The organism is Ulvibacterium sp. (assembly GCF_965228935.1).
In the GTDB taxonomy this organism is placed as follows: Bacteria; Bacteroidota; Bacteroidia; order Flavobacteriales; family Flavobacteriaceae; genus Ulvibacterium.
In genome coordinates this window covers 171,131-195,122 of record NZ_OZ245846.1, presented here as the reverse complement: position 1 = coordinate 195,122, position 23,992 = coordinate 171,131, and the positions used below count along the sequence as shown (strand labels likewise).

Genomic DNA, 23,992 nt, shown 5'->3' with positions numbered 1-23,992 from the left:
GTTACGTTTTTTGTTGTTCCGCTCCAAGGCATTTTTTGGCTGAAAAAATAAAAGACCTTTTTATCCTTAATATGATTTTTATCATGTTTTCCCCCGTAGGATGGGCCTACATTTGTCTCCATGAAAAGCTATGTAATCCTTTTTGTAGCTATGCTCATGCTCGTGAAGCCACTCTGGCCCATAGCAGAGTATGTTATGAACTATGATTACATCGTAAACGTGCTCTGTAAAAATAAGGATAGGCCACAATTGAAGTGCGACGGAAAATGCTACCTTTCCCAACAATTGGCCAAGGAGGCGGAACAAAACAAAGGCAATCCTTTTGGGGAGGAACAGGCAAAAACCGAGATTCAGCATATTGTTTTTTTCCAGTCCTTGAAAAAAATGGACTTACACCTTTTCCTTTCGCAGCCTATAATGGAGGAATCTACATTTGTTGAGGTTCTTCGGTCAAATCTTTTTACTTCCGATATTTCCCAACCACCGGAGTTGGTCTAATTCAATTTGATGTATAAATGTTTGCTATGGATAAAAGATTTATCCATAAAGCTTGTACCCCTAAACTTTTGAATTAGTCCAAAATATAAACAGATGAAAACCATATTGGATGGTAGGCCATACCGCCTTAAGGTGAGAGGTCTAAAAAGCAAAACCTTGTTGCTTGTGGTGTTGTGTACCCTAGTATTTTATGGACAAGGCATATCCCAAGAGCCAAAGGTGATTATGGCAAAGGATTCTATACTACCCATCGACTTAAATGAGGTGATTGTAATCTCTTCGTACAAAAGAACGTTGGAGCATAATTCACACCATAAACCACTTTCTACTTTGGACCAATATTTGGAATCCTCCAAAAAAGTAAACCTGATAAAAAGGGGAGCCTATGCCTGGGAACCGGTACTGAACGATATGACTACGGAACGTCTATCCGTGACTATTGACGGGATGCGTATTTTTGGGGCCTGTACGGATAGAATGGATCCCATAACCTCCTATGTTGATGTTTCCAATCTGTCCGACATACATGTGGCCTGTGGTCAACAAGGGGCGGAACATGGGGCGACCATCGGAGGGGCGATTGACCTGCGTTTGGAAAAGAGCAATTTTAGACCGGATGGATGGGTGGGCTCTATAGAAACCGGTGGTGAGACCAACAATGCCTCACAGATCATTGGTGGGGAATTGAACTATTCCGATGAACAGTTCTACTTGGATACCGATATTATTTACCGTAAGGCCGAGAATTATGTTGCCGGAGGTGGCGAAGAGGTCGCTTTTTCCCAGTTCGAAAAGTACAACCTTTCGGTGAACGCGGGCTACAAGGTTTCCGAAGATCAAAAACTGTTGGCCAGTTTCATTTTTGATGAGGCCAGGGATGTGGGGTACCCGGCCTTGCCCATGGATGTTTCCCTGGCACGGGCCTTTATAGGTTCCGTCAGTTGGGTACAAACGGATTTCATTGGTGATTTTGAAAATTGGGAAACCAAGCTATATGCCAACTCCGTTACCCATATTATGGATGACAGCCAAAGGCCCGATGTTCCTATTCGAATGGACATGCCCGGATGGAGCGATACCTACGGATATTTTTCCCAGGCCACCCTAAAACGGGATAATCACCAATTCTTGCTGAAACTGGACGGATTTTATAATCGTTCATTGGCTGAAATGACCATGTATCCGAACAATTCCAATGAGCGTGAAATGTTTATGCTTACTTGGCCCGATGTCCGTACCCTAAATAGTGGTTTTTATGCAGAGGACGTGATCGACTTCAAGGAAAGTTCCCTAAAACTGTCTACCCGATTGGCCGTACAAGGTTTTAATGTGGCCGATGAACTGGGACTGAACAGCCTCCGGATTTTCTATCCTGAAATGGCCCAAAGGCAGACCCGTTTTCTAAAAAGTTTTTCGGCACGATATCATAAAAAGCTGAAATCTATCCATTGGGATGGTGGGCTGTCCTATGGAGATAGAGCTCCATCGGTTTCCGAAGGCTTTGGGTTTTACCTGTTCAACAGTTTTGACAATCACGATTATGTGGGCGACCCTGATCTGAGAAATGAAAAGGCCATTGAGGTGAATACAAAAATATCGGTGCCTTTCGAAAAACTAAGTTTTAGTTTGGAAGGAAATTATTTCCATACCATGGACTTCATCGTAGGGGAGGTAGATCCTACCTTAAGCGTAATGACCATTGGTGCAGAAGGGGTAAAGGTTTACAAAAATCTGGAACATGCCAATTTGTACAATATCTCCTTGGATACCAAGTATCATATTACCCCAGAATTTACTTGGACCGGATTGGTCTCCTATCACCGAGGTACCGATCAGGACGGGCGCAATCTACCCTTCATAAGTCCTTTTACCTATAATTCCATGTTGCAGTACACCCGGGGCAAATTTTCGGGATCATTAACGATGCGCGGTGCAGCGGACCAGGTGAATTTTAATCCGGAATTTGGTGAAGACCGAACCGATGCGTACACGGTATTCTCTTTATCGCTTGGGAAATCGTTTTCCATTAACGACGATGATGTTTATGTAAAAGCTGGTGTGGAAAACATTTTTGATGAATTCTATTCTACCTATACGGACTGGAACAACATTCCTCGGATGGGGCGTAACTTTTTTATGACCGTTTCGTATGCCATTAATTAATAACAATTGAAACTCTAATTATGAAAACAATAAAATATTTAGTAGCAGCACTATTTCTTACCGCAAGTTTTATCTCCTGTACCGACGATTCGGATGACCCCGCACCCATTGTGGAGGAGAATCCGCTCGCCGAATATACGATGTTAACCGCTGTGAAGGCCAATAACCATAGCATTGAACTATATTCCGAACAGGAGCAATTTACTATAGGTTATAACGAACTGTTTATCCGGATTAAGGATGAGGCGAGCGAGAGTTACGTATCCGATGCCAATATTTCATGGAATCCCGTAATGCACATGACGGAAATGATGCACTCCTGTCCCAAGTCCGAAGTTACCAAGACGGAGAACGCCTCAGTTTATAAAGGGTTTAGCATTTTTCAAATGCCAGGAAATGCGGACGAATATTGGGAGCTGAACTTGGAGTACACTATTGCAGGACAGACCTTTAATGCTACTGAACGTATTGAGGTGAAGGCCCCTATGGACGGCAAAAAAAGAGTAAATGTCTTTATGGGAATGGATGAGACCCGTTATGTGTTGGCCATGATGCCTATGGAGCCGGAGGTCGCCGTGAACGATTTTTCGGCCTTACTCTTTAAAATGGAAAACATGATGACCTTTCCTGCCGTAGAGGATTACAAGATAACGATCGATCCCCGCATGCCCGGTATGGGAAACCACAGTTCTCCCAATAATGAAGATTTGACCTATGATTCGGCTTCAAAAATGTACAGGGGAAAATTGTCATTGACCATGACGGGCTATTGGAAGATTAACCTGAAATTGTTGAATGACGGCGATGAGGTGTTGAAGGGAGAGGACATTACTGAAGAAAATGAATCCAGTAGTCTGTTCTTTGAGATAGAATTTTAGTCATACTTTTTTGGTTGTAGTTGTTTTCTTGAAAAGACTCCCTTGAAAAAAAGGGGGTCTTTTTTGTTTTCTAAATGGGTAAAAATGATTTGCCCGACTTAATGTCCGATATAAGGTCTTCCACGGAAGTTTGCTTCAATTTTTCAACAAAACTCGCCTTGGTATCATCCACAAGATGGTGCATGGGACAAGGATTCTCATGATTACATTTGTTTAGGCTCAACACACAGGAAGTCAATCTATTATCACCATCTATTAAATTGATAATATCAAAAAGACGGGTTTTTTTGTTCGCTTCGTCCAGATAGAAGCCGCCTCCGGGACCGCGCATGGACGAAACCATATTATGTCTGGAAAGTTCTTGAAGTATTTTGGCTATATAGGCCTTGGGAACATTTATGGGTTTACTGATATCCTTGGCCAATATTTTATGGTTCACATCGGAATGTACGGCTAAATACAGTACGGCCTTCAGGGCATATTTTGAAGAGTTCGATAGCATTTTTACTTGGCTTTTTGCAAATATACAGAATAAAAGAGTTTTTTATCCTAAATATGATTAATATCATGTTTTAAACTTTTTACCGCCCTTACTTTTGCCTCATAATCAATAACAAACAATTAAGGGTATGGGAAGAATCGGCAAAAGTTTTATGGTACTCTTCACGCTGCTGGTATTCAGCTGTGGTGGAAAGGAAGAGAAGAAACAAGACGGTTTTAGCATTGAACGAAAAAAGACCACTACCGAGAAGAAAGCGGAGACACCTGCTACAAATCAAGTCAAGGCTTCGGAACGGATAGATTTGACCTCCAAAGGGGTAGGCCCTATTGATTCCATAACATTGGACGCGGAAATTGACCAGGCTATGGCCACCCAGGGTGAAGAAGTATTCAACCAAATGTGTATGGCCTGTCACCGGGTCGGGAAAAAGTTTATCGGGCCCGCACCCAATGGAATATTGGACAGAAGAACCCCGGAATGGGTCATGAATATGATTCTTAATCCGGAGGTGATGGTGAAGGAGGATCCCTTGGCCAAAGACCTTTTGGTTGAGTTCAATGGGTCACCTATGGCCAATCAAAGCCTTTCGGAAGACCAGGCAAGGGCTATACTGGAATATTTTAGAACCTTAAAGTAGATTCATAATGAAAACAACTATCAACTTCAAATTGTTGGTCGGCTGTTTTTGTATGCTGTTTTTTTTATCCAGCTGTAAAGACGGGACCAAAACCGAAACGACGACTTCCCAAGCTGAGAAGGTGGAAACCGGGAAGGTGGAAAAACAGGGCCAGGCCTTTATTAAAGATGACGAATCGACACCCAATGTACTTAACATTGCCGTGGGATCCCCTGATCACACGACCCTTGTAGCAGCTGTACAAGCGGCTGATTTGGAGAATGCCTTGGTCAATGCCGGACCATTGATGGTTTTTGCCCCTACCAATGCCGCTTTTGATGCACTTCCGCCAGGTACCGTGGAGGATTTGCTAAAACCAGAGAATAAAAATGCATTGGCCAATATTTTAAAACACCACGTAACCCCTGGCAACTATAGTAAGGACTTTTTAAAGAAGTTTAAAAAATTGGGGCAGGCCAACAACCAAAACACAACTGTAGAAGTAAAAGGAGAGGACGTTTATGTGGGTGGTGCAAAAATCGTTGCCAGTATTCCTGCGGGGAATGGCATAGTACACGTAGTGGATAAGGTAATTCTTCCACCGGCCGATGAGTAATCGAAAAATCAGAATAACATAAAAACAACAACAATGAGAAAGTTTAAGAATCCAATGCTACTATTGTTTGGACTCGCCTTGGTCTTCGCCGGTTGTGGGGATCAAAAAAAGGGGAATAGCGGGGCGTTGACCTCCAACGCCGCCGAAAAGGTCTATGTTGCCCCAGGGGAGCACGACGAGTTTTACGCTTTTATATCCGGAGGTTTTAGCGGACAATTGTCCGTTTACGGTTTGCCCTCGGGAAGACTTTTCAAGGTAATTCCTGTTTTTTCCCAAGATGCGGAAAAGGCATGGGGCTATAATGAAGAGACCAAGCCCATGCTCAACACTTCCCATGGATTTATACCTTGGGACGATTCACACCATCCGGATATTTCCCAGACCAATGGGGAACTGGACGGCCGCTACGTTTTTATCAACGGAAATAACACGCCTCGGATAGCCAAGGTAGACTTGTCCGTTTTCGAAACTACGGAGATTATAGAGATTCCTAATAGTGCAGGTAACCATAGTTCCGCTTTTGTAACGGAGAACACGGAATATGTGGTGGCAGGAACCCGATTTTCAGTTCCGGTACCCCAGAGGGATATGCCTATCAGTGAATACAAGGGAAACTTTAAGGGAGCCTTGACGTTCATTAGCGTAGACCCTGAAGATGGGGGTATGGACATTAAGTTCCAATTGATGATGCCGGGGTTCGACTATGACCTGTCGCATCCAGGACGTGGAAAATCGCATGGATGGTTCTTCTTTACTACCTATAATTCCGAGGAAGCCAGTACCCTATTGGAGGTTAATGCATCACAGAACGACAAGGATTTTATTGCCGCCGTAAACTGGAAAATGATCGAGGAATATGTGAACAATGGCGGAGGTACCAAAATGCCTTCCAACTATGCACATAATGTATATAGCGAAGAGACACATACGGCAACTTCCACCATGAAGAAGGAAGTACTAGTGGTAAATCCAACGGATGTTCCCGGTGCAGTTTTCTTCTTGCCCACACCTAAATCGCCCCATGGATGTGATGTAGATCCAACAGGCGAATATATTGTTGGTAATGGTAAATTGTCCGCTGATTTAACGGTTCATTCCTTTACAAAAATGATTGAGGCCATCGAAGGGAAAAAATACGACGGTGATGCCTACGGCATACCCATTTTGAAGTTCGAGGACGTTTTGGCCGGTACCGTAAGCCAGCCCGGTCTTGGGCCATTGCATACCGAATTTGACGGTCAAGGAAATGCCTATACCACTTTCTTTATTTCCTCGGAAGTCGTCAAATGGAAATTGGGCACATGGGAAGTAGTGGATAGACAGCCTTGTTTCTACTCCGTGGGCCATTTAATGATTCCTGGGGGCAACTCAAGAAAACCCTACGGAAAATACGTAGTGGCCATGAACAAGATTACCAAGGACAGGTACTTGCCTACCGGACCGGAAGTAACACAATCGGCACAGCTTTATGACATTTCCGGAGATAAAATGGAGCTTTTATTGGATTTTCCAACAGTTGGAGAGCCTCATTATGCCGCGGGTATTGCAGCGGATATCGTAAAGGCACGGTCCAAAAAAATCTTCGATTTAAAGGCGAACAAACATAAGTACGGCATAACGTCCGATGCCGATGTTAGGGTGGAACGTAACGGTAAGGAAGTCCATATATACATGTCCATGATTCGAAGTCACTTTAATCCCGATAACATAGAGGGAATTAAAGTAGGGGACAAGGTATATTTCCATGTGACCAACCTGGAGCAGGATTATGATGTGCCACACGGTGTAAGTATGATTGGTGCCAACACCTCTGAATTGTTGATTATGCCCGGACAGACCGAAACCTTTGTGTGGGAGCCCAAACAACCAGGTGTATGGCCGTTCTATTGTACGGATTTCTGTTCCGCCTTGCACCAAGAAATGCAGGGGTATGTAAGGGTGTCCCCAGCTAACTCCAACATTGACCTTTCATGGTCTTTGGGAGAATGACAAATTGCCCTTAACGATTAGTTTTTCAAACTTAAGGCAGGGCCGGCCATAGGGCCGGCCCACTTTTTAACCGGTTAAAGAATTGCAGAAATGAAAAAATCACGGATTATCATGGTTTTGGCCGCCTTATTGCCTTTGTTCCTTTTTGTATTTCCACTTTGGAAAATTACCTTGGAAGCACCGCAATATCCTACTCCCTTGGGAATGTATATCTATATAAACGATTTTGCCGATGCCAATCCGCATGACATAAAGAACATAAATTTGATGAACCATTACGTGGGGATGAAATATATACCGGATGCCATTCCAGAATTCAAAATATTTCCAATTGGTATAATCATCACAACGGTTATCGGTCTAATCATTGCATGGAAAGCCAACCATAAATGGTTTCTATATTGGTTTATTATGATGGTTATGGTAAGTACGGCAGGCCTGATTGATTTTTACTTATGGGAGTATGATTATGGTCATAATCTGGATCCCAAGGCCATTATGAAGTTTACCAATCCGGACGGTTCCGTAATGGGATTCCAGCCCCCATTCTTTGGTTCCAAGGATATTTTAAACTTTACGGCACATTCCTATCCCCAATTGGGCGCCTATTGTTTGGGTGGAGGAATTGCTTTGGGACTGGTTGCTTATTTTTTTGGGAAGAAGGAGAAACAAACCTTAAAAGCATAGTTATGCGATTACGCGGTCTTCTTTTTGGTTTTTTGGCACTGTGGTCGGTTGGTTGTACCGTAAAACCCCAACCTATCGAATACGGTTCCGACGGATGTCACTTTTGTAGTATGACTATTGTTGATCGGCAGCATGCCGCACAGATGGTTACAAAAAAGGGGAAGACCTTTAAGTTCGACGCGGTAGAATGTATGATGAACCATTTAAAGGAAGTAGATCAGGGTACGGTGGCTCTATTTCTTGTAAACGATTATTCCGAACCGGGCGAATTGATCGATGCTGAGAATGCCACCTATCTAATCAGTCCGGGCATACCCAGCCCAATGGGCGAGTTCCTAACAGCTTTTGGCGACCACGCCCATGCAAAAAGTGCCCAGGAAGGCAATGGTGGTGATTTATATACTTGGGATGAATTGTTGAACCGTTTTAAGCCATAAGGGATGTACGAAATTAAAGAAGAGATTAAAACGCAACCTTACGATAAACTGCAGATACAAAAACTTTCCAAAAACGATGCCGTGGAAGTTTTGAGCATTAGTTTGGAAAGTGGTGCGATTTTTCCGGAGCACACGTCTCCCACGGATGCGTTACTGGTAGTTTTGGAAGGTGATATTGATTTTCACATCGACCAGAATAACTTTCACTTAACGGAACACGAGTATTTTTCCTTTCCCCGTGAAACGCCACATTGGGTAAAGGCAAATGAAAATTCCAAATTTCTGATAATCCGATAAGATGTTCCTTAAAATCATTATTTTCATCCACATTGTTGCCGCTACGATATGGACAGGAGGCCATTTAGTACTAACCCTTGGGTTTTTGCCAAAAGCCTTAAAGCAAAGAAACTTTGGGATTATCGAAAATTTTGAATCCAGATACGAACCCATTGGAATGCCGGCCCTGCTCATTTTGGTTATATCGGGTGTTTATATGACCTTTCATTATGCCCCCGATTTCTTTGAGATGGATATGGCCGACCATTATACAAGACATCTGGTGTTTAAATTTGTTCTTTTGATATTTACATTGGCCCTGGCCATACACGCCCGGTTTTTTCTGATTCCCAAAAAGCGTTTAAAATTGTTGGCAATACATATTCTGGTCGTAACCCTAATTGCCGTTCTTTTTGTTTTTACGGGATTTAGTGCAAGAAGTGGGGGACTTTTATGAACCAGATAGTATCACATAGCAAGCTATTATTTTTTCTCATCTTTATTGGAGGTAGTCAATTTTTGATGGGCAGGAACATTACCGTCTGTTCTACATGCAAAATATCTTCTGTTAAGCAGGGAATAGCCATGGCCGTAGAATACGACACCCTTTTGGTCAAAAAAGGAACCTACAAGGAATACAATATTGTCATAGATAAACCTTTGACCCTACTCGGAGAGGATTATCCCATAATCGACGGGGAGGATAAGGGAGAGATCATTACCATTGTTTCGGATAACGTCACGGTAAGCGGCTTTTTCATTATTAATGTCGGAACGAGCTACACCACGGATTATGCCGCTGTTAGAGTAGTAAAGAGCGAAAATTTCCTGATACAGCATTTGGTGCTCGAAAAGCTATTTTTTGGCATTTATTTGGAGAAATCGAATAATGGCAAGGTATACCATAACAAAATTATTGGCGACGCCGTGGACGAATACAACTCGGGAAATGGTATCCAATTGTGGTATTCGCACCATGTTGAGGTAGACCGGAATATTGTACAGGGCACCCGTGATGGTATTTACCTTGAGTTTTCTGATAATGTTACGATTAATAATAATATCAGTTCGGATAACATACGATATGGGTTACATTTTATGTTCTCCAATGACGATATCTACACCAACAATACATTTGAGAACAACGGAGCGGGAGTGGCCGTGATGTTTTCCAAAAATATCAGGATGCAGGACAATACGTTCCGAAAAAATTGGGGTACGGCCTCTTTTGGAATGCTCCTAAAGGAAATCAATGATGCCGAGATTATCGGAAATACCTTTGAGGAAAATACTATCGGCATCAATATAGAAGGTTCCAATAGAATCAACTATACAGGGAATGATTTCATCAATAACGGATGGGCCATAAAAGTAAGGGGCGCCTGTTATACCAATACCTTCAAGAACAATAACTTTTTATACAATTCCTTTGATATTTCCTACAACAGCAAGGTGAACGACAATATATTCGAGGAGAATTATTGGAGCAGTTATACCGGTTACGATTTGGATAAAGACGGGATTGGCGATGTGCCGTACAGACCGGTAAAACTATTCTCGTATATTGTAAATAGAACACCGGAAACTATTGTGCTCTTGCGAAGTCTCTTTATGGACATTATCGATTTTTCGGAAAAGGTTTCCCCGGTCTTTACACCGGACAATTTGATGGACTCCCATCCTTTGATGCAAAAAACAGAATGATTTATATCGAAAATCTACATAAGCGATTTGGAAGGAATCAAGTGCTCTCAGGGGTGGAACTGAATATTAGGAGTGGAGGCATCTATGCAATTTTGGGGCCTAATGGATCAGGAAAGACCACACTTATCAAAAGTATTTTGGGAATGGTAATCCCAAATACGGGAACCATAAAAGTTCTGGATACCAACATAAAAAACGGTTGGAGATATCGCAAGGAGATTGATTATTTGCCGCAGATAGCAAATTTTCCGAGTAACATCAAGGTCAGGGAATTGATACGGATGATAAAGGACTTACGTCAAAAACCCAGTGATGAGGATAGGCTGATTACTTTATTTGGGCTGGAACCTTTTTTGGACAAGAAGCTGGGAACGTTATCCGGGGGTACAAAACAAAAGGTCAACATTGTACTTACCTTTATGTTTGACAGCCCTTTGATGATTTTGGACGAACCCACAACGGGTCTGGATCCCGGATCTTTGATCCAGTTAAAGAAATTGATACAGGAAGAAAAGGGAAAAGGGAAAACCCTATTGATTACCTCCCACATTATGCAATTTGTGGAGGAAGCTGCGGACGAGATCGTTTACCTATTGGAAGGCAAGGTCTATTTTAAGGGCACTATCGAAGAATTGAAACAAAAGACCGATCAAGTGGATGTTGAACATGCCATAGCGGCCATAGCAATGCAGACCATGGATGCTTAAAATCTTAAAATACAGCTTCTATGATTTGATGCGGAGCCGCTGGAGCTATGTATATTTTCTTTTTTATCTGGCCCTGGGCTTTGTGCTGCTCTTCCTTAACAACGATCTTTCCAAGGCTGTCATCACCTTAATGAATGTTATCATCGTATTGGTACCCTTGATCGGGACTATTTTTGGGGTGATGTATTTTTACAATTCAAAGGAATTCACCGAATTGTTGTTGGCACAGCCCCTGCGTCGTTCCACCATCTTTCTGGGACAGTATTTTGGAGTCGCCGGTTCTTTAACGTTGAGCTTGTTCCTGGGTCTTGGGATTCCCTTTATCCTCTATGGGCTTTTTAGAAGTGAAGCTATTTTCAACTTTGCGCTTTTGCTGATTACGGGGGCCTTTTTGACGTTCATTTTTACGGCATTGGCCTTCAATATTGCACTTTCCAACGAAAACAGGATAAAAGGTTTTGGATATGCGGTCTTGCTTTGGCTGTTCTTGGCGGTAATTTACGATGGACTTTTTTTACTATCCCTTATTGTTTTTGAGGAATATCCGTTGGATACGTTCTCCCTGGCGGCCACAATGTTCAATCCCATTGACCTTTCAAGAACACTTATCCTTTTAAAATTGGACATTTCGGCACTCCTGGGTTATACCGGAGCGGTCTTCAAAAAGTTCTTTGGTACGGACTTTGGCCTTTTGGTTTCCCTGGCGGTGTTATTGCTTTGGACCCTACTTCCCATATGGCGATTGGCCGTAAAATCTAGACGAAAGGATTTTTAACGATATGATAGCGAAATATCGTATGTGACAATTTGAAAAGTAGAATTTGATATTTTACAATGTCCATAATCCACAGGTCAATCAATTCGCCGACCCTTAAACCTGCACTGTAGGCGAGTGCAATCATACGCTTATGTTCAATAGTGTTGGTACTTTCAATGGTATTTTTGCTATAGCGTTTTACTTCCAATATTTTCACAAAATGAGGAACAGACATAGTACTGCGAACAGTGTGATCAACGCTAAAAAAGTATTAGATTTAAGTCAAATAAGAAGGTTATATGGAATTATTCGTATATCCATTAGTTAGCAAACATTTGATAAAAACTGTGAAATATATTCAAATTCTCATATTGTTTTTGATTTTTAGTTGTTCGAATAATAAAACCAAATCGAATGACAAAGAATTTGATACGCAGAATATTGACACGCTGAGATACGCATATAACGGATTTAATAATGGACTACAACTAGATTTATTGAGTGATGGACGTTTTATTAATGAAAATTATCTATTCAGTTGCTTTGGTGGTGGAGAAAGAAAAAAGTTTACGGAACATATAAAATGGACAGTCTGAGACTGACATTGAATCCCGAAAGAATAGAGTTTGTTGAATATCCCGAGAATATGGAGTTAAAACCAAAAACGACAAAAATAAAATACGGGATTGACTCATTGAAAATCAAAACCGACTTTCAAGTTGTAAAATGGGAAAATAATGAATATCTGTTTTCAGGTTACTTTGATTTTGGTTGGAGTTTGGATAAAGAAAATGACTACATAAGATTTGCGGACTATCTAAACAGTGGATTAGAACCAAAAACGAGTGGAATGTATTTAGTTCACAAAACTAAAGATTCAATCACATCTGAATTTGATTTAAAACAAATACCTCAAAAATGGCAAAGCTATTTTCTAAAAGAACCTGTATCTGCGAAAATTAAAAACATCAAAAAGGTTATTGACCCAAACGATAAAGAAAATATATCTTGGCAAATAGAATTAGACAAAGGAGAAAATGACCGAATTAATAATAGACTGACCTTAGAAACGAAAGATGGAGAGTTTTTTATTGAGGTCGATTCTGTCCTGACAAATAGAAGTTTTGGAATGACTTATATGTATGATTTTACGCCAAAAAAATTCCCAATCGGAACTGAATTAAGAACAAAATGGAAATAAAAAACGTTTGCTGACAATGGCTATAAGTAATCTGCCAGAGGCGGACAGGTTGCTTGTTCTCGCCTACTTTGGAAATTCCGCAGGAATTTCCAACTTGGGGCGTATTGCCAAAGTTCGTGCTAACCCGAGCAAATACTCATAGCCTAGACCGTTGTACCCAATTAAAGCCAAGCAAACAGTATAAAAATGGAATTTATAAAAAAGCTTTTTCGTCCGTCTGATAAGCATAAAGGAGTTTTTCCAATTCAAGTCTACGTGCTAAAGTTATTTTTCTTACTCATGTTTCTTTTTGCAGGAAAAGATTCCTGGACCGAATTAATTACTCATGATGGGGAATGGAATGCTGAAATAGCCATTGCTTGGTGTTCAATTGCTGCATACACAACCTTATCTGTATTAGGAGTGTTTCACACATTGAGAATGTTGCCAATAATGCTCTTTATGTTTTTATATAAAGGGCTTTGGCTATTTTTTGTGGCTTATCCTTTATGGAAAAATGGAACACTTACAGGGAACGAAGCTGAAGATTGGGTCCCAGTATTCATGTTAATTATTGTTCCTATAATTTTTACGCCTTGGAAATATGTCTTTGAAACCTATGTTCTCGGAAAAGACTAAAGAAGACTTAACTGGGTACAACAATGTATATAGCAAATAGGCGTGATGGTAGTAAATTTAGCGGTTATCCCGCCCACACTTTATTAAGGTTTGATGGTTTAGAGGTTCGTGATCGCCTACTTGCCCTATATTTACCGTTATACTTCATTGCGGATATGACAAGAACCTTTCCTCGAAATTTCAGAAATTGATTACTAGAGCGGAATTTTTAGAATTGATAAGCAAGAACATTAAGAAGCATGGGTTTCATCTTAGGTCCGTAATTGAAAGTACCGACCCTGCATTTATCTAGTCAATTGGGTCAAGTGAAAAATTCGGCTGTGAAGTAATTTGCGCAAGTAAAAACTTGCGCTTATATTTGCAAGGAAATACTTGCATATAAATTAAAGATGATGAGAAGAGATGTATTTAATGCTATAGCAGACCCGACTCGAAGGAGTATATTGATGTCGTTATCAACCGAGTCACGGAATGTCAATGCCCTGGCCGACCAATTCGATATGACCAGACAGGCCGTATCGCTTCATATCAAATATTTGCAGGAGTGCGATGTGATTACCATAAAAAAAGAAGGAAGGGAGCGTTACTGCAATCTTAATCCCGAAAAACTGACGGAGGTTGCCAATTGGCTGGCACCGTTCAGAAAGATGTGGGCCGAAAAATTCAATCAACTCGGCTCGTTATTGGACGAAATGCAATCCGAACCTAAAAAGGAACTATAGAACAGAATCAAAATGGAGCATAAACCGCTAATATTGGAACAAGAATTCAATGCACCAATAGAACTTGTTTGGCGTGCCCTTACCGAAAAGGAATTGATGAAAAAATGGTATTTTGACATTCCCGATTTCGAATTGAAAGTTGGCCTCAAGTTCCATTTTGAAGGGGGCCGTGAAGACCGATGTTATGTACATGAATGTGAAATTTTAGAGGTCATACCGCTCGAAAAACTCAAATATTCTTGGAAATACCAAGGCTATTCAGGGCTTTCTTTCGTAACATTTGAATTGTTTCCCCTTGGCAGTAAAACGAAGTTGAAACTCACCCATGAAGGTATTGATAGCTTTCCACGTAGTAATCCTGATTTGGTCAGGGACAATTTTGTGGGCGGTTGGAAATATCTGATCCATGAATCCTTAAAGGAATATCTAGAAAATGGTAAAGCATTGAGAAATTGGTAATAAAAAACAATACTGTAAAATGAGGCTCTCACAAAAAGCACAAAGGATTTACTCTCAAATCAATAGGGATACCACGAAACTTGGCGATTTGCGAAAAATTGCAAAGGAAATCAAAAAAGACCATGGATTAGCTCAGGAACTATGGTCCACTGGCTACTTTTTTCCACGCCAATTGGCAATTCTGATTATGGATAGAAAACTCATCACAAAGGAATTCATTGATCAAATTGATCAAGATTTACAAAGGCATGATTTCGCTGAAAGAAATCAATTGACCGATTGGTTTATGGCAAATCAACTATTGAAAGACAAGAAAACCATAGCGTTTGTTGAATCTTGGGAAGATAGTCCTTCGTCCATGAAAAGAAGGGTATTTTGGTATTATCAGGCAAGGTTACGATGGATGGGGAATACCGACCACTCCAATACGGAAGAATTATTGTTGTCTATTGAAGCAAACATGGCGGATGAACAACCTGAAGTACAGTGGGCAATGAACTACACCGCTGGCCAAATTGGCAAATGGCAGGAAAACCATCGTGCAAGATGTATTGCTATAGGGGAAGAAACCGGTCTCTATAAAGATGAAGTCGTACCGAAAAATTGTACACCAAATTACCTGCCCGAGTTTATACGGATCGAGGCTTCAAAAGTAACTACATAAAAAATCAGTTCTATGAAATTTTTAAAATATATCCTTGGAATTATAGCCATCTTGGTCATTGGCTTTTTAGCCCTAGGCTTGATCAAACCTAAAGTGTCCCATGACTGTGAAATAATGGTCGAAAAACCAATAACCGAATCTTGGGCCGTTATACAGGATGAAGGGAAAATGTCGGAATGGTTGCCGGGGTTTCAAAAAATTGAACATATCAGTGGTACTCCCGGTACGGTAGGCGCGGTATCAAACGTATATTTTGATACCAATGGACAGAAGACGACCATACGGGAATCGATTACCGATATCGTACCGGACGAATCCATTTCTATGTCGTATTCGTCCGACTTTATGGATATGGATTATACAATGACCATGACTCCCATCAATGGAATGACAAAGATTAGTTCAAGCACTACCGCCGTAGGAAATGGGATGATTTCAAAATCAATAATGGCTTTGATAGGAGGTTCCATTAAAGGGCAGGAGGAAACAAATCTTTCCAATCTCAAGAAAACCATTGAACAAAATACAAAGGACTATTTCCATGCCGAAGATAAACGTACCGAAACGAATGAAGATTAAAGGAAAACAATTGGTGGTTGGCTATTCCTATACAATAATCCATGCTAAACTCTCACACGGCCAATAGTAAAAGAAATCAACTCCTTTGACTTCCATCGCCTCATAAAACAAACAATTCTTGGGAAACCACTCATTCTACCAAATCTGTCTCATTAACTCGCCGTATTATAAAATTAGGAATTTCCTTTCTGAAGTTAAGGTGTAACAAATCTCCGATAGATTTATCTTTTAGCCATATATAGTTAGAGTAAAGCTAAAATTATATGTGCCTATGGAAAGACTAATTCAATTTGGACTACTGTACTTTCTGGCAAGTCAATTTCTGACCGCCCAAACACCCATGCAATTGAGCAAGATCGAGGCCCAAGAAGATATTAATGCTCTGAGAACCGCACTCGAATACGTTCATCCAAGACTTTACCAGTACAATAACAAAGAAAATTTTGATGATAGATTCGATAGTATTCACAAATCATTGAATGGCGAGATTTCGGGATTGGACTTTCTGAGTATCGTCAGCAAGTTAAATGCCTCTGTAAATTGTGGCCATCTTTATACAATTCCTCAGGGGAATCTTGAAAATGAGGTGCTGAACAAAAAAGTGCTGCCATTTTATTTTAAGGTAATCGGCAATGAGCTTTTTGTATTGAAAAACTGTAGTGCAAAAGAGCGTATTCCCGATGGTTCGAAAATTATATCCATCAACAACGTACCCACTTCCGAAATTTTGAAGGATATGATGGAGGGAATAGCTACTGACGGTTATATAGAGACGAGAAAAAGAAGATTGGCCGAGAGATATTTTTTCTATGAATTTCATGGATTTGATCTCTATTACCACCTGCATGTGGACAGGAGCACCTCCTTTAAGTTAGATTATTTACCCATCGGAAGTGATACAAAAAAATCAACCGAGGTAGATGGAATTTCAATCGAAAACAGGAAAAAAATACTGAAAGCCCGTTATGGCCTGGAAGAAGGATCATGGTTCAAAGAGCCGTCACCAAAATTTGAGTTGTTCGAAGATGAAAACTATGGGGTTCTTACCATTTCCCGATCTTTTTATGATAAGAGCATAGACCCCGATTATGACTCACTTCTAGCCAAGTCGTTCAGAACTCTGAAGCAAAAAAAAATACCAAATCTTATAATCGATTTAAGAGATAACGAGGGCGGAAGCGAACATCAAGAAATGGAACTGATATCCTACCTATCTGACAAACCTTATAAATTGTACCAAAACATATATTTGAGCAATTTGGATTTCAGGCCATTGAAGAGTGTAATTTTAGAAAGGGACAGTACGGATTTGCTTTTCAACAATGACGATAGGTATATGAGAAAATTCGGCAATGAGCTGTACATCAATAATTATGAATACAGCGATAACCTACAATTACAGCCTCCGAAGGAGAATGTTTTTGAGGGCCAACTTTACGTTTTAATGAACGGCATTAGTTTCTCAAGTACCGCTGCTATTATTGCGGATATAAAAAAAACTACCAACGCAATCTTTGTTGGCGAGGAGTGTGGCGGAACCTTTGAGGGGCCAACAGGTGGCGATTCGATTGTAATCGCACTTCCCAACAGTAAAATTATGGTTCGAATTTCCCCCAATATTCAGGTGGGCTACATGTATCAAAAGCATCCAATAGGTCGAGGGGTACTTCCCGACCATCATATCGAGTATTCAATTGAGGATGTTTTGTCAGAAAAAGATTTGGAAATGGAAATGGTAGTTAAATTAATTATAGGGAATAGCCCATAAGAATTCCTTTTTTAATGTTGGAAGGCCAGGAAAGGACGTTAGGAAAGGTTTAGTAAAACCAGCGTATCGCTGAACTTTTCAAAACACTGGGTAGGAAGGTATGGGTCTGACCGGTATATGTTGTCTAAGTAGTTTACTTATTTTTGAAACTCCACTTATACGGATATAAGTTGAGCGATCGAATTAATTGTTGTATGTTTACAACAGTTATGAGCAACAACAATAGAATTCGCTATGACAAGAGTACCTCAATAGGAATGTTGACAGGTTCCATCTTTGGTTTGTTGAAAAGGGAACTGCAACATCAGTTTGATGCAAGAGAGGTTCCGATAAGGGTTGAGTTGTTTCCAATAATCAATAGACTTTTTATACGGGATGCGGTACCACAGCAGACCATAGCGGAATGGTTTGGTTACGATAGACCCAAAACCTCTCGCGTACTGGATGAACTGGAGAATGCCGGTCTTGTCCAACGTACGGACGATCCTGAAAGTAGACGAACAAAACTCATCTGTCTTTCCAGTTTTTCCAAGGAAATCAGACCCATTATTATCGATGCACTTGAAGAGACGTTTGAGATTGCTTACAAAGGTTTTACAAAGAAAGACATAGATGACCTTATCAAAAAACTACAAACAGTCAAGCTGAATTTGGAAGCATAAAAAATTTTATCTAATTGTTGTGTTTTACAACTGTTTCAAATTATAACATTTAAAGAACCGTAACGTAAATCTAAAATCAATGCAATATGGAAACACAAATGAACTTTGAGAATCTAAGGCCAAAAGCGGTAAATGAAGAGGCACTGTCAACGGGTATTGAGTTGTACAATCGGCTCAACCAAGGTGCCCAGACCGGTGAATGGGACCCTTTCTTGGAACTCTTGCATGAAGATCTGACTTGGTTCGCGCCTGTGGACGGGTTCCAGGGGCTTCATAAGGACAAGGCCTCCATGGAAAAATTGTTCAAGCACCACGCCGGAGTGACTAGAACCACTTGGGAATTGAAGAATATCATTGCCAATGGAAACGAGGTGGGCTTTGAATGCTGGACCTACGGTACCATTGAGGGAAAATCTTACGGTAACCAGTTGATGATGCTCTTTGTTATTGAAAATGGAAAGGCACGGCACATAAGGGAATATGCGGGATACATCAACGGTGTCGGGGATTTCGTGGGCATAGGAAAGGCCAGCGATGGCGAAGATGCACATGACTATAAAAAAGAATAGAGACTCCATTCATAAATACACACTTCAAGACAACGGTTTGGACATTGCTCTGAACCGTTGTTCCAATATCGGGTTGTTCCATAAAACCAACGGTTTTTGGGACTTTTCTCAGCAGAATCGCACACAAAACATCTTTTGGTATACTTAAACTTTGGTGGGTGCCTACATTGCGTTTGTGCTAAAGCACCATATACCCATAAGTTATCCGGAAAACATGGATAGAAGTATCGTAGTCCTAATGTAAAACAGACGAAATAATCAAGCACTAAGGCTGAACCGGCCCATCTCATGGCAATAGTTCAAGTTTTGTTGTACATTGTGACGAAAATCATATTTTAAGGGGTGGATTTAAAATACATTTGCACCCAAAAAATTTGGAATCTGGGCATATGAGTTTGGCAAACCAAATATTGGAATTAAAAAAAAGTAAAAAGGCCATAGTGTTGGCGCATTATTACCAACGGCCGGAAATACAGGAAATTGCGGATTATGTCGGTGATAGTCTGGGGCTTTCCCAAAAGGCTGCGGAAACGGATGCATCCATTATCGTATTTGCCGGGGTACATTTTATGGCGGAGACGGCCAAAATCTTGAATCCGTCCAAAATGGTTTTGCTTCCCGACCTTGATGCGGGTTGTTCCTTGGCCGAATCCTGTCCACCGGATGCATTTCGTGAATTTAAAGCCGCCCATCCGGACCACTTGGTGATTACTTATATCAACTGTTCGGCAGAAATCAAGGCGATGAGCGATATTGTCTGTACGTCTTCCAACGCTTTGAAAATTGTGGAATCGGTTCCGGAGGACAGACCTATCATCTTTGCACCGGACAAAAATCTGGGAAGGTTTATCAGTCAAAAAACAGGTCGGGACCTCCTGCTTTGGGACGGTTCCTGTGTGGTTCATGAAGCATTTTCCATAGAAAAATTATTGGATCTGCATAAGGCAAATCCGGAATCGGTCATCATTGCCCATCCCGAATCCGAAAAGCATATCTTGGATGTTGCCACCTATATTGGCTCCACGGCCGGAATGATCAACTATGTAAAAGAGCACCCTAAGGAGAAGTTTATTGTAGCCACGGAAGCCGGTATATTGCACAAAATGCAACAGGAAGTGCCCAATACGGAACTAATTCCTGCTCCGGCACAGGAAGACAATACCTGTGCTTGTAGTGAATGTGCTTATATGAAAGTGAACACCTTGCAAAAATTATACGATTGTTTGCTTAACGAGTCCCCGCAAATAGATATTCCGGAAGCCTTGGCACAGTCTGCACTATTGCCTATAGAAAGGATGTTGGAGCTATCGAAGTAAGATGATACAAACGAATTTTCTTGTTATTGGCTCCGGGGTAGCAGGATTGACCTTCGCTTCAAAAATTGCCCAGGCACTTCCGTATAAGACCGTAACCATTGTCACAAAGGCCGATGAGGAAGAATCCAACACAAAATATGCCCAAGGGGGTGTTGCCGTAGTATTGGATTTGGAGGAGGACTCCTTTAAGAAACATATTAAGGATACCCTGGTGGCCGGAGATGGACTTTGCGATCGGGACGTAGTGAAAATGGTGGTAAAAAAAGGTCCAAAACGACTTAGGGAATTGATGGCCTGGGGAGCAAGTTTTGATATTGACGCTTCTGGAAAATTGGAGTTGGGCAAAGAAGGCGGCCATTCGGAGCATAGGGTCGTTCATCATAAGGACCTCACCGGGTATGAAGTAGAGCGGGCATTGCTGGAAAATTTAAGAAGATTGCCCAATGTTTCCATGCTACCTTATCATTTTGCCATAGATCTCATTACGGAACACCATTTGGAAGTTCCTGAATCAAAGCAAGTTTCGTGTTATGGGGCCTACGTATTGAATCAAAAGGCGGGGGAGATTGTCACTATTAAGGCGGATAGTACGTTGTTGGCTACCGGAGGTATTGGTCATGTTTATGGGCATACGACCAATCCCGTAATCGCGACCGGTGACGGTATCGCTATGGCGTACAGAGCCAAAGCAGAGATCAGGGATATGGAATTTGTACAATTTCATCCCACAGCCTTGTATACCACCAAAGAAGGCCCCTCATTTTTAATTTCCGAAGCTGTACGGGGATTCGGGGCTATTTTACGTGATAAAAATGGGCATAGGTTTATGCCGGATTATGATGAAAGGGCTGAATTGGCTTCACGGGACATCGTATCGCAAAGTATAGACAAGGAATTGAAAAAATCCGGGGATACCTGTGTTTTTTTGGATTGTACCCATCTGGATATCGATGAGTTCAAAAGACATTTCCCTACGATTTATAAAGAGTGTTTGGCAAACCATATAGCCATAGAAACCGATTGGATTCCAGTGGTACCTGCAGCCCATTACCTTTGTGGAGGTGTTGTCGTAGACAAGACCGGAAGAACTTCAGTAAACCGTTTATTCGCTTGTGGTGAGTGTTCCAGAACCGGATTGCACGGTGCCAATCGGTTGGCTTCCAATTCTTTGTTGGAGGCCTTGGTGTATGCGCACAACATCTATAAATACCAAGTTGCACATCCTACCGATTCCGTAAATGTCGCCATTCCGGAATGGAACGATGAAGGAACCCGTATTCCCAAGGAACATATTCTCATACTTCACAATCTTAAAAAGTTACAGGCCTTAATGCGGGATTATGTGGGTATTGTTAGAAGCAACGACCGTTTGGCAAAGGCCGTCCTACATCTGGATTTGATCTACAGGGAAGTGGAGGAACTTTATAAAAGTTCAAAAGTGACCACGACACTTTGCGAGTTGCGAAACATGGTCAATGTGGCCCATTTGACGATCGGTCAATCCTTGAAAAGAAAAGAGAACAAAGGAGGGTATTATAATATTGATAATACTGCCACTTCTTGAAAAAAAGAAGTATCCGCTATAGGAATTACATTTTTTTATTTACCTCCTGGTAAGGGTCGCTTTTCCTTATTGACCAGATTTATAACGCCTTTATTTTCTCTTCCGCCAGAAGCAAGGTCTTTAGACTATGATCTAAATCGAACACAATTTGGGATCTGGTGTTTTCAAAACCTCCTTTGAGATTATCAAAAACCGAATGATAGTAGGCAATGCCCTCCTTAAGGTTATTTGTAAAAGTGGATAAATACTTTTTTTGCCGTTCGGTCACCGCTTCCTTGGCTTCCTCGATTTTGTTCTTGAGATAATCGATGTAGATGTATAATTCCTTAATGAACATATTGGGACGATCGGTTCTGGTAATTACGTTGATCCTTCCATAGATATGATCGGTCATTTCGTTTAGGCTCATAAGTTTGGAAAAATAGGCCATATTCGGTCCCGGACAGATAGAAACACCCTTACCTTCGGTTTTGGTATCCAGACCATAGGCGAGTAGGGCGGATGTCCCCAACCCCACACAGGTACAGGACTTCTCCACGATTTTTTCATATTTGGATCGATATTCCTCCGGAGATAATTCCTGGCTATCCAGTTCCTTGATTTTTAAATGCTGGTATTGCCTTGATGCTATGCAAATTCCCTTGTCCGTAAAATCCTTGTTCAGGGCAACAAATTTCTTGGGGCAAGAACTGCCGGGTCTTCCTTTATTGATCAAATTGAACTTTTCATCATCCTTGGTATTGCCCTTAAGGCTATGAAAAGGAATTCCCAAGGGGGAGGTATTGCTCAAGTACAGGTCATCTTCTTTGGCCTCCATTAATTGATTACGTGTGCTATCATCAACGGTAGTCGCTTCAGGTACTAACAGAAAAGGTGTCCCCCATCCTACGGAATCCACATGGTAATGGTCCAATATGAATTGATGTTCCTCTGCGGTACCCACCCCACCTTGGGCGGTTATTTTAAGGGGCAATCCTTTTTTCGGTACAGGTCGATTTTTTTGTGTCAGTGACCTTACAAGAATCTCATAAACGGATTGTGTCAGATCATCCCTGTTTTCCTTGAATTGATGTAAAATAGGGCCCATGAGATATCCGTCCGTGGCAAAAGCGTGACCACCACAATTGAGTCCTGATTCTATTCGGTATTCGGATACCCATAGTCCTTTTTTGGCCAGAAACTTGCCTTGAATCAGGGCGGAACGATAGTCACTTACCTTTAGGACTATTTTCTTCTTGATATGTCCATTTTCGTCCGGATAAAAATCCTTAAACTGTTCCAGATAGCTGTATAATCTAGGGTTCATTCCGGCCGAAAGTATGACGGAAGAGCGTAGGCTACTGTTGGCAAACCCTCTTAATGCGGCATGTGCGTCGTTATATTCACTGGGAAGCTTTTCATTTTTAATGTAATTGTCCTTATCCACTTTGGTCATGATATTCACATCTATACTTCCCATGGCCATATGTTCCTTGACCCATTTTTGGATTTCCTCAAGATTAAAATAGTCCGCCGTCAATTTCTTGAATTCCTGTTTTATACGTGAAGTATCGGGAAGCATATTGAAATACTCCCGAATACTGTTTGCGGTCTCAGCGGTCGTATTTTTAAACTCATCGAATTTCTTTTGGGCGAGTTCATGGATTAGGTCTAGGTATGCGGTAATTCGCTTTGCCCGGAAATCCTCGATTTTTTCCGTGATTTCCGTATACGTGATCTCGAATTTTTCGCAGTACATTTTCCGTAGTTTCTCAAGAAGAATGTCATCTACCAGGGAAATCACGGAATCCATCCCAAATTGAGAGACCTTTAAGGGAGTGTCTATGGTAAATCCAATTCCCATTACCGGAATATGGAAAGAATGTGCATGTGTCATTTGGTATTCTGTTTACATCAATGTTCCGGCAAAGTGTTTTTGGAAAATTTTCACGGTTATGTGAAACGCTTTTGCTGTGGCTTGAACTTGCTTTTCGCAAATTTTCGAGTTTTTAGGATTACAGCATATGACTTTTGTCATGTTTTAGGGCCTTGGTTTTCTTT

26 protein-coding genes are annotated in these 23,992 nt (G+C 41.2%); 24 read left to right on the top strand and 2 right to left on the bottom strand.

All coding sequences use genetic code 11. The features are described 5' to 3' along the window. The first annotated feature begins 120 nt into the window (after nucleotides 1–120). The 3 genes from ACO06Y_RS00930 to ACO06Y_RS00920 all read left to right on the top strand — a co-directional run bounded on the left by ACO06Y_RS00930 (nucleotide 121) and on the right by ACO06Y_RS00920 (nucleotide 3,539). Complete coding sequence (locus ACO06Y_RS00930) at nucleotides 121–498, top strand: hypothetical protein (protein ID WP_422081947.1); 378 nt, start codon at nucleotides 121–123, stop codon at nucleotides 496–498. Between the two features lie 93 nt (nucleotides 499–591). After that, a complete protein-coding gene (locus tag ACO06Y_RS00925; RefSeq protein WP_422081946.1) occupies nucleotides 592–2,661 on the top strand; it encodes a TonB-dependent receptor in 2,070 nt (689 codons plus the stop codon). A 20-nt stretch (nucleotides 2,662–2,681) separates the two neighbouring features. After that, complete coding sequence (locus ACO06Y_RS00920) at nucleotides 2,682–3,539, top strand: hypothetical protein (protein ID WP_422081945.1); 858 nt, start codon at nucleotides 2,682–2,684, stop codon at nucleotides 3,537–3,539. A gap of 70 nt (nucleotides 3,540–3,609) precedes the next feature. Here ACO06Y_RS00920 and ACO06Y_RS00915 read toward each other — a convergent pair whose 3' ends face one another. Beyond that, on the bottom strand, nucleotides 3,610–4,041 hold the full coding sequence (locus ACO06Y_RS00915) for an RrF2 family transcriptional regulator (RefSeq protein WP_422081944.1): 432 nt from the start codon (nucleotides 4,039–4,041) through the stop codon (nucleotides 3,610–3,612). Nucleotides 4,042–4,168: 127 nt separating this feature from the next. On the opposite strand from ACO06Y_RS00915, the gene ACO06Y_RS00910 reads away from it, so the two are divergent. The 21 genes from ACO06Y_RS00910 (at nucleotide 4,169) to nadB (ending at nucleotide 21,952) form a co-directional block, all read left to right on the top strand. Continuing rightward, the gene (locus ACO06Y_RS00910; protein ID WP_422081943.1) at nucleotides 4,169–4,678 is read left to right on the top strand and encodes a c-type cytochrome; all 510 of its coding nucleotides are present in this window, start codon (nucleotides 4,169–4,171) and stop codon (nucleotides 4,676–4,678) included. Nucleotides 4,679–4,685: 7 nt separating this feature from the next. Next, nucleotides 4,686–5,273: a fasciclin domain-containing protein gene (locus tag ACO06Y_RS00905; RefSeq protein ID WP_422081942.1), complete on the top strand. Its 588-nt coding sequence runs from the start codon at nucleotides 4,686–4,688 to the stop codon at nucleotides 5,271–5,273. A gap of 33 nt (nucleotides 5,274–5,306) precedes the next feature. Continuing rightward, nucleotides 5,307–7,262: a Sec-dependent nitrous-oxide reductase gene (gene nosZ, locus ACO06Y_RS00900; protein WP_422081941.1), complete on the top strand. Its 1,956-nt coding sequence runs from the start codon at nucleotides 5,307–5,309 to the stop codon at nucleotides 7,260–7,262. Between the two features lie 90 nt (nucleotides 7,263–7,352). Next, a complete protein-coding gene (locus ACO06Y_RS00895) occupies nucleotides 7,353–7,949 on the top strand; it encodes a hypothetical protein (protein ID WP_422081940.1) in 597 nt (198 codons plus the stop codon). 2 nt (nucleotides 7,950–7,951) lie between these two features. Next, nucleotides 7,952–8,386 carry a nitrous oxide reductase accessory protein NosL gene (locus tag ACO06Y_RS00890; protein WP_422081939.1) on the top strand — a complete coding sequence of 145 codons (435 nt, stop codon included), beginning with the start codon at nucleotides 7,952–7,954 and terminating at the stop codon, nucleotides 8,384–8,386. 3 nt (nucleotides 8,387–8,389) lie between these two features. Further along, nucleotides 8,390–8,683 (top strand): cupin domain-containing protein, encoded by a 294-nt coding sequence (locus ACO06Y_RS00885; RefSeq protein WP_422081938.1) that lies wholly within the window; start codon nucleotides 8,390–8,392, stop codon nucleotides 8,681–8,683. Between the two features lies 1 nt (nucleotide 8,684). Beyond that, nucleotides 8,685–9,119: a CopD family protein gene (locus tag ACO06Y_RS00880; RefSeq protein ID WP_422081937.1), complete on the top strand. Its 435-nt coding sequence runs from the start codon at nucleotides 8,685–8,687 to the stop codon at nucleotides 9,117–9,119. Between the two features lie 65 nt (nucleotides 9,120–9,184). After that, on the top strand, nucleotides 9,185–10,366 hold the full coding sequence (locus ACO06Y_RS00875) for a nitrous oxide reductase family maturation protein NosD (RefSeq protein WP_422084224.1): 1,182 nt from the start codon (nucleotides 9,185–9,187) through the stop codon (nucleotides 10,364–10,366). Next, complete coding sequence (locus ACO06Y_RS00870) at nucleotides 10,363–11,073, top strand: ABC transporter ATP-binding protein (protein ID WP_422081936.1); 711 nt, start codon at nucleotides 10,363–10,365, stop codon at nucleotides 11,071–11,073. The genes ACO06Y_RS00875 and ACO06Y_RS00870 overlap by 4 nt, the downstream gene beginning before the upstream one ends. Then, complete coding sequence (locus tag ACO06Y_RS00865; protein ID WP_422081935.1) at nucleotides 11,066–11,848, top strand: ABC transporter permease; 783 nt, start codon at nucleotides 11,066–11,068, stop codon at nucleotides 11,846–11,848. The genes ACO06Y_RS00870 and ACO06Y_RS00865 overlap by 8 nt, the downstream gene beginning before the upstream one ends. Before the next feature lie 565 nt (nucleotides 11,849–12,413). After that, the gene (locus tag ACO06Y_RS00860) at nucleotides 12,414–13,031 is read left to right on the top strand and encodes a hypothetical protein (protein WP_422081934.1); all 618 of its coding nucleotides are present in this window, start codon (nucleotides 12,414–12,416) and stop codon (nucleotides 13,029–13,031) included. A gap of 186 nt (nucleotides 13,032–13,217) precedes the next feature. Continuing rightward, on the top strand, nucleotides 13,218–13,649 hold the full coding sequence (locus tag ACO06Y_RS00855; protein ID WP_422081933.1) for a hypothetical protein: 432 nt from the start codon (nucleotides 13,218–13,220) through the stop codon (nucleotides 13,647–13,649). Nucleotides 13,650–14,038: 389 nt separating this feature from the next. Further along, a complete protein-coding gene (locus ACO06Y_RS00850; protein ID WP_422081932.1) occupies nucleotides 14,039–14,371 on the top strand; it encodes an ArsR/SmtB family transcription factor in 333 nt (110 codons plus the stop codon). 12 nt (nucleotides 14,372–14,383) lie between these two features. Then, nucleotides 14,384–14,830, top strand: a complete 447-nt coding sequence (locus ACO06Y_RS00845; protein WP_422081931.1) for an SRPBCC family protein — start codon at nucleotides 14,384–14,386, stop codon at nucleotides 14,828–14,830. A 19-nt stretch (nucleotides 14,831–14,849) separates the two neighbouring features. Continuing rightward, the gene (locus ACO06Y_RS00840) at nucleotides 14,850–15,494 is read left to right on the top strand and encodes a DNA alkylation repair protein (protein WP_422081930.1); all 645 of its coding nucleotides are present in this window, start codon (nucleotides 14,850–14,852) and stop codon (nucleotides 15,492–15,494) included. Nucleotides 15,495–15,506: 12 nt separating this feature from the next. After that, entirely contained in the window at nucleotides 15,507–16,073 is a 567-nt protein-coding gene (locus tag ACO06Y_RS00835) for an SRPBCC family protein (protein ID WP_422081929.1), read from the top strand. Between the two features lie 271 nt (nucleotides 16,074–16,344). Beyond that, nucleotides 16,345–17,841, top strand: a complete 1,497-nt coding sequence (locus tag ACO06Y_RS00830; protein ID WP_422081928.1) for a S41 family peptidase — start codon at nucleotides 16,345–16,347, stop codon at nucleotides 17,839–17,841. A gap of 194 nt (nucleotides 17,842–18,035) precedes the next feature. Further along, on the top strand, nucleotides 18,036–18,503 hold the full coding sequence (locus ACO06Y_RS00825) for a MarR family winged helix-turn-helix transcriptional regulator (RefSeq protein WP_422081927.1): 468 nt from the start codon (nucleotides 18,036–18,038) through the stop codon (nucleotides 18,501–18,503). A gap of 86 nt (nucleotides 18,504–18,589) precedes the next feature. After that, on the top strand, nucleotides 18,590–19,072 hold the full coding sequence (locus tag ACO06Y_RS00820; RefSeq protein WP_422081926.1) for a nuclear transport factor 2 family protein: 483 nt from the start codon (nucleotides 18,590–18,592) through the stop codon (nucleotides 19,070–19,072). A 389-nt stretch (nucleotides 19,073–19,461) separates the two neighbouring features. Further along, nucleotides 19,462–20,388, top strand: a complete 927-nt coding sequence (nadA, locus tag ACO06Y_RS00815) for a quinolinate synthase NadA (protein WP_422081925.1) — start codon at nucleotides 19,462–19,464, stop codon at nucleotides 20,386–20,388. A gap of 1 nt (nucleotide 20,389) precedes the next feature. Continuing rightward, nucleotides 20,390–21,952 (top strand): L-aspartate oxidase, encoded by a 1,563-nt coding sequence (gene nadB / locus ACO06Y_RS00810; protein WP_422081924.1) that lies wholly within the window; start codon nucleotides 20,390–20,392, stop codon nucleotides 21,950–21,952. 79 nt (nucleotides 21,953–22,031) lie between these two features. On the opposite strand, the gene ACO06Y_RS00805 is transcribed toward nadB, so the two are convergent. Further along, nucleotides 22,032–23,828 carry a hypothetical protein gene (locus tag ACO06Y_RS00805; protein WP_422081923.1) on the bottom strand — a complete coding sequence of 599 codons (1,797 nt, stop codon included), beginning with the start codon at nucleotides 23,826–23,828 and terminating at the stop codon, nucleotides 22,032–22,034. Between the last annotated feature and the right edge of the window lie 164 nt (nucleotides 23,829–23,992).

What these genes read in the sequence shown, in the direction of transcription:
- ACO06Y_RS00850 (WP_422081932.1), top strand. Translation starts at nt 14,039, where the DNA reads ATGATGAGAAGAGATGTATTTAATGCTATAGCAGACCCGACTCGAAGG.
- ACO06Y_RS00880 (WP_422081937.1), top strand. Translation starts at nt 8,685, where the DNA reads ATGTTCCTTAAAATCATTATTTTCATCCACATTGTTGCCGCTACGATA.
- ACO06Y_RS00895 (WP_422081940.1), top strand. Translation starts at nt 7,353, where the DNA reads ATGAAAAAATCACGGATTATCATGGTTTTGGCCGCCTTATTGCCTTTG.
- ACO06Y_RS00890 (WP_422081939.1), top strand. Translation starts at nt 7,952, where the DNA reads ATGCGATTACGCGGTCTTCTTTTTGGTTTTTTGGCACTGTGGTCGGTT.
- ACO06Y_RS00805 (WP_422081923.1), bottom strand. Translation starts at nt 23,828, where the DNA reads ATGACACATGCACATTCTTTCCATATTCCGGTAATGGGAATTGGATTT.
- ACO06Y_RS00865 (WP_422081935.1), top strand. Translation starts at nt 11,066, where the DNA reads ATGCTTAAAATCTTAAAATACAGCTTCTATGATTTGATGCGGAGCCGC.
- ACO06Y_RS00820 (WP_422081926.1), top strand. Translation starts at nt 18,590, where the DNA reads ATGGAAACACAAATGAACTTTGAGAATCTAAGGCCAAAAGCGGTAAAT.
- ACO06Y_RS00870 (WP_422081936.1), top strand. Translation starts at nt 10,363, where the DNA reads ATGATTTATATCGAAAATCTACATAAGCGATTTGGAAGGAATCAAGTG.
- ACO06Y_RS00925 (WP_422081946.1), top strand. Translation starts at nt 592, where the DNA reads ATGAAAACCATATTGGATGGTAGGCCATACCGCCTTAAGGTGAGAGGT.
- nadA (WP_422081925.1), top strand. Translation starts at nt 19,462, where the DNA reads ATGAGTTTGGCAAACCAAATATTGGAATTAAAAAAAAGTAAAAAGGCC.
- ACO06Y_RS00845 (WP_422081931.1), top strand. Translation starts at nt 14,384, where the DNA reads ATGGAGCATAAACCGCTAATATTGGAACAAGAATTCAATGCACCAATA.
- ACO06Y_RS00915 (WP_422081944.1), bottom strand. Translation starts at nt 4,041, where the DNA reads ATGCTATCGAACTCTTCAAAATATGCCCTGAAGGCCGTACTGTATTTA.
- ACO06Y_RS00875 (WP_422084224.1), top strand. Translation starts at nt 9,185, where the DNA reads ATGGGCAGGAACATTACCGTCTGTTCTACATGCAAAATATCTTCTGTT.
- ACO06Y_RS00825 (WP_422081927.1), top strand. Translation starts at nt 18,036, where the DNA reads ATGTTTACAACAGTTATGAGCAACAACAATAGAATTCGCTATGACAAG.
- ACO06Y_RS00855 (WP_422081933.1), top strand. Translation starts at nt 13,218, where the DNA reads ATGGAATTTATAAAAAAGCTTTTTCGTCCGTCTGATAAGCATAAAGGA.
- ACO06Y_RS00905 (WP_422081942.1), top strand. Translation starts at nt 4,686, where the DNA reads ATGAAAACAACTATCAACTTCAAATTGTTGGTCGGCTGTTTTTGTATG.
- ACO06Y_RS00930 (WP_422081947.1), top strand. Translation starts at nt 121, where the DNA reads ATGAAAAGCTATGTAATCCTTTTTGTAGCTATGCTCATGCTCGTGAAG.
- ACO06Y_RS00885 (WP_422081938.1), top strand. Translation starts at nt 8,390, where the DNA reads ATGTACGAAATTAAAGAAGAGATTAAAACGCAACCTTACGATAAACTG.
- ACO06Y_RS00840 (WP_422081930.1), top strand. Translation starts at nt 14,850, where the DNA reads ATGAGGCTCTCACAAAAAGCACAAAGGATTTACTCTCAAATCAATAGG.
- ACO06Y_RS00860 (WP_422081934.1), top strand. Translation starts at nt 12,414, where the DNA reads ATGGACAGTCTGAGACTGACATTGAATCCCGAAAGAATAGAGTTTGTT.
- ACO06Y_RS00920 (WP_422081945.1), top strand. Translation starts at nt 2,682, where the DNA reads ATGAAAACAATAAAATATTTAGTAGCAGCACTATTTCTTACCGCAAGT.
- ACO06Y_RS00830 (WP_422081928.1), top strand. Translation starts at nt 16,345, where the DNA reads ATGGAAAGACTAATTCAATTTGGACTACTGTACTTTCTGGCAAGTCAA.
- ACO06Y_RS00910 (WP_422081943.1), top strand. Translation starts at nt 4,169, where the DNA reads ATGGGAAGAATCGGCAAAAGTTTTATGGTACTCTTCACGCTGCTGGTA.
- nosZ (WP_422081941.1), top strand. Translation starts at nt 5,307, where the DNA reads ATGAGAAAGTTTAAGAATCCAATGCTACTATTGTTTGGACTCGCCTTG.
- nadB (WP_422081924.1), top strand. Translation starts at nt 20,390, where the DNA reads ATGATACAAACGAATTTTCTTGTTATTGGCTCCGGGGTAGCAGGATTG.
- ACO06Y_RS00835 (WP_422081929.1), top strand. Translation starts at nt 15,507, where the DNA reads ATGAAATTTTTAAAATATATCCTTGGAATTATAGCCATCTTGGTCATT.